This is a genomic window from Serratia sp. 506_PEND, from assembly GCF_001076875.1.
GTDB classification, from domain to species: domain Bacteria; phylum Pseudomonadota; class Gammaproteobacteria; order Enterobacterales; family Enterobacteriaceae; genus Serratia; species Serratia marcescens.
In genome coordinates this window covers 1-3,048 of sequence record NZ_JVEL01000630.1, presented here as the reverse complement: position 1 = coordinate 3,048, position 3,048 = coordinate 1, and the positions used below count along the sequence as shown (strand labels likewise).

The window sequence follows — 3,048 nt, the reverse complement described above, 5'->3', positions numbered from 1 at the left end:
ACAAACTGGGTCGGGCCGTAGGCCACGCCCGTCGGATCCGGAATGCGGAACTCCGCAGGAATATCTTCGACGGTATAGAACATGCCCGGGCCGTTGATGGCTTTGCCCAGGTTGATCATCCCCCAGCCGTAGAGCGCGTCGATGCCCGGCGCGCCCATGTCGGTGGCGGTGGTTTTCAGCACGTCGGCAATCTGCGCCGAGCTCATGTACGGGAAGCGCTGCAGCAACACCGCCACCGCGCCGGTGACGTGCGGCGTCGCCATCGAGGTGCCGTTTTTATTGCCGTAGTCCGACACCAGGTTGGCCGGATCGGAACCGTTGGCCACGGTGCTGTAGATTTTGCTGCCCGGCGACGAGACGCAGAAGCTGGCGGTATAGCCGCAACGGGAAGAGAAGCTGCTGATGGTGTAAGGCACGCTGTTGGTCGATGTCGCATCCTGCGCCACGCTGGCGACCGACAGCCAGTTCGGCGCGATGTCCGGCACGAAATAGGCCAGGCCGCTGATCACATCCGGCTGATTGTAGTTGCCGTCGTTACCGGCGGCGAACAGCACCAGAATATTTTTGCGCGCCGCGTCGATGGCGCCCTGATAGCCTGCGCCGGCCAAACTGCCGAGCAGCGGTTTGACCTGATCGAACTGTTCCTGCGCATCCTTCAGCTCAAAGTGCAGCGCGTTGGGATCGCGGCCGCCGTCGGACAGGAAATCGGGAATACTGACGCCCCAGCTGTTGTTGATCACCCGCACGCCGCTCTTGATCATCGCCTGCCAGCCGGCATTGGTGACGGCGCCGTCCAGGCCGAGGAATTCGCCGTAGGCCGGGCCGTCGTTGTCATTATCGACGCTGATCACCTGCGAATCGAAGGCCACGCCGTGCATGCCGACGCCGTCGCGGTTCGCCGCGCTGATGCCCGCGACGTGCACCCCGTGATTGCTCAGCATGCCCTGTGAACCGCTGTAGAAGTGGAAGGTGCCGTCGAAGTAAAAGCGATCGCCGGCGTTAATCCCCGGCCGGTGCGGATCGGTATAGGCGCGATAGCCTTCGGTGACCACGTTGATCAGTTTGCCGTCGCCGGCGAACTCGGGATGGCGGTTGACCGGGGTATCGAAAATGCCCACCTTCTGCCCTTTGCCGGTGTAGCCGGCGGCATAGGCCTCATCGGCGTGGATCGCCCCCAGCCCCCAGTTGGCGTTGAATTCGGCGCTGCGCCAGCTGGCCGGATCGCCGGCTTGGCCGCTCACCTCGTGCGGCGCCGCCTGCGCATACCCCGCCAGCGCCATGCAGCAGACCAGCGCGTTCAGCCGCCACGGCGAGCGGCGAGCGTTTCCTTTGCTATCAAAACCCGTTGTTGTTGTCATTTCCTTACCTTTTGCTTGTTATTGGCCGACGCCCCAGGTGCGCCGGGTTCTCATTAGCAGGATGTGAAAAAGGAACCGCCCGCAGGCGGTTCCCGTACAAGGATTGAGTCGATGTTGCTTAGAAGCGCCAGGTGAAGCCGGCGTTGACGCTGTTGTCCTGATGCTTCTGCGACAGCAGCCCGCCGTAGCCCAGCGACAGCGAGGCGTTCTCGTTCACCGCCACTTCCGCCCCCGCCTTCAGCACCATCCCGTCGCGCGACACCGGCACGCTGTCCACCACGAACGGCGCGTTGCCGCCGTTGAACCGCAGCCCGGTGCCACGCTCCAGCCCGCCGTACTGGTGTTGCCACCCCAGCTCGCTGCGCAGCGCCACCGTCGTGCCCGGGCTCACCTGCCACTCAGTGTCCGCGCGCAGTCCCAGCGTCGACACCGTCGCGTCGGTGTGCTGCTTGTCGCCGCGCAGCGCCGCTGCGCCGCCGCTTTCCGCAATGCCGTTGTTTTCAAAGTTCACGTACGCCAGGTTGACGAACGGCTCCAGGTTCAGCCACTCGCCCTTCACGCTGTAGCCCGCTTCGGCGAACAGCTGCTCGGTGCGCGCGCTGTACTTCGCCGTGTCGCGGTCCGACTGCATCCCGTAGTTCACCGACCGCTTGGTGTCGATGCGGTGCCAGGTGTAGCCCGCCCCGCCGCGCAGCGCCAGCGCCCCGAACTGCTTGTCGCCGTACGCCGCCAGGTGGTAGTTATCGCTGTCCGCCTTCGACCCGTATCCGCCGTGCAGCGAGGTGCGGGTGTAGCCGGTCGCCACCCCCAGCCGCCAGTCGGCCGCCGCCGCCGAGTCCAGCCCCACCAGCACCCCGTAGGTCGAGGCCTGATAGCCGGTGGCGTTGGCGTCGCCCGACGCATGGTCCCACGCTCCCAGCAACTGCGCCCAGGCGCCGTCCTCGTCCGCCTTGATGGCCGACGAGCTCGCCAGCCCTTCCGCCTGACGCAGACGCCCGTTCAGCGCCTCACGCAGGTAGCGGCTGTCGTTCACCAGCGCCGACGCGATATCCGCATGGATTTGCCCCGACAGCTGACGGAACGCCTGCCGCGCCTCGCCCGCCGTGCCGCTGTTGAGCAGGCTCTCGTACACCGGGTTGCCCGCCGCCAGCGCATCCGCCGCCGCCGCCACCGCCCGTTCGTTCGGCGTCTGCGCCACGCTGGCGAAGCTTGTGCCGTTGCGCCCGACGCTCAGCGTTACCCCGGTCGGCTGGTAGCTCAGCCCGGTGCCGAGGAACAGGTAGTTCGGCGCCACCGCGTCAAACTGTCCGCTGACCCCCTGCTGCGCGCTCAGGATGGTGTACTGCTGGCCCAGCAGGCTGCGCACCTCGCTTTGCGTCAGCAGGTTGCTGCTGTCCTCCAGCGTGACCGCCACCTCACCGCCGCCGATCGTCGCCGCTCCGCTGCTCTGGATCCGATCGTTCTGGCCGTTCGGGCCCACTTCCACCGCATAGCGCGAACCCGGCTCGAAGCTGACGTCGCCGGCCACGTTCAGGGTGCCGATCGAGTTGCCCGGCGCCACGGTGCCGCCGCGGCGGGCGGTCAGCGAACCGACCGTGCCGCTGCCGCCGACGATGCCGCCGCTCTGCACGCTGACGGCCGAGGTGACCGAGCCGTTGATCGCCAGCCGCCCCTGATTGACCAGCGTCGG

Annotated in this window: 2 protein-coding genes; both read right to left on the bottom strand. The window is 66.8% G+C overall.

Going from position 1 to position 3,048, the window contains the following annotated elements; all coding sequences use genetic code 11:
- Positions 1-1,358: S8 family peptidase (locus ADK28_RS28590; protein WP_048797367.1), on the bottom strand; the 1,358-nt coding region annotated here is incomplete at its 3' end.
- A 118-nt stretch (positions 1,359-1,476) separates the two neighbouring features.
- Positions 1,477-3,048 (bottom strand): autotransporter outer membrane beta-barrel domain-containing protein (locus ADK28_RS28585; RefSeq protein WP_048797366.1); only part of this gene is annotated, 1,572 nt, incomplete at its 5' end.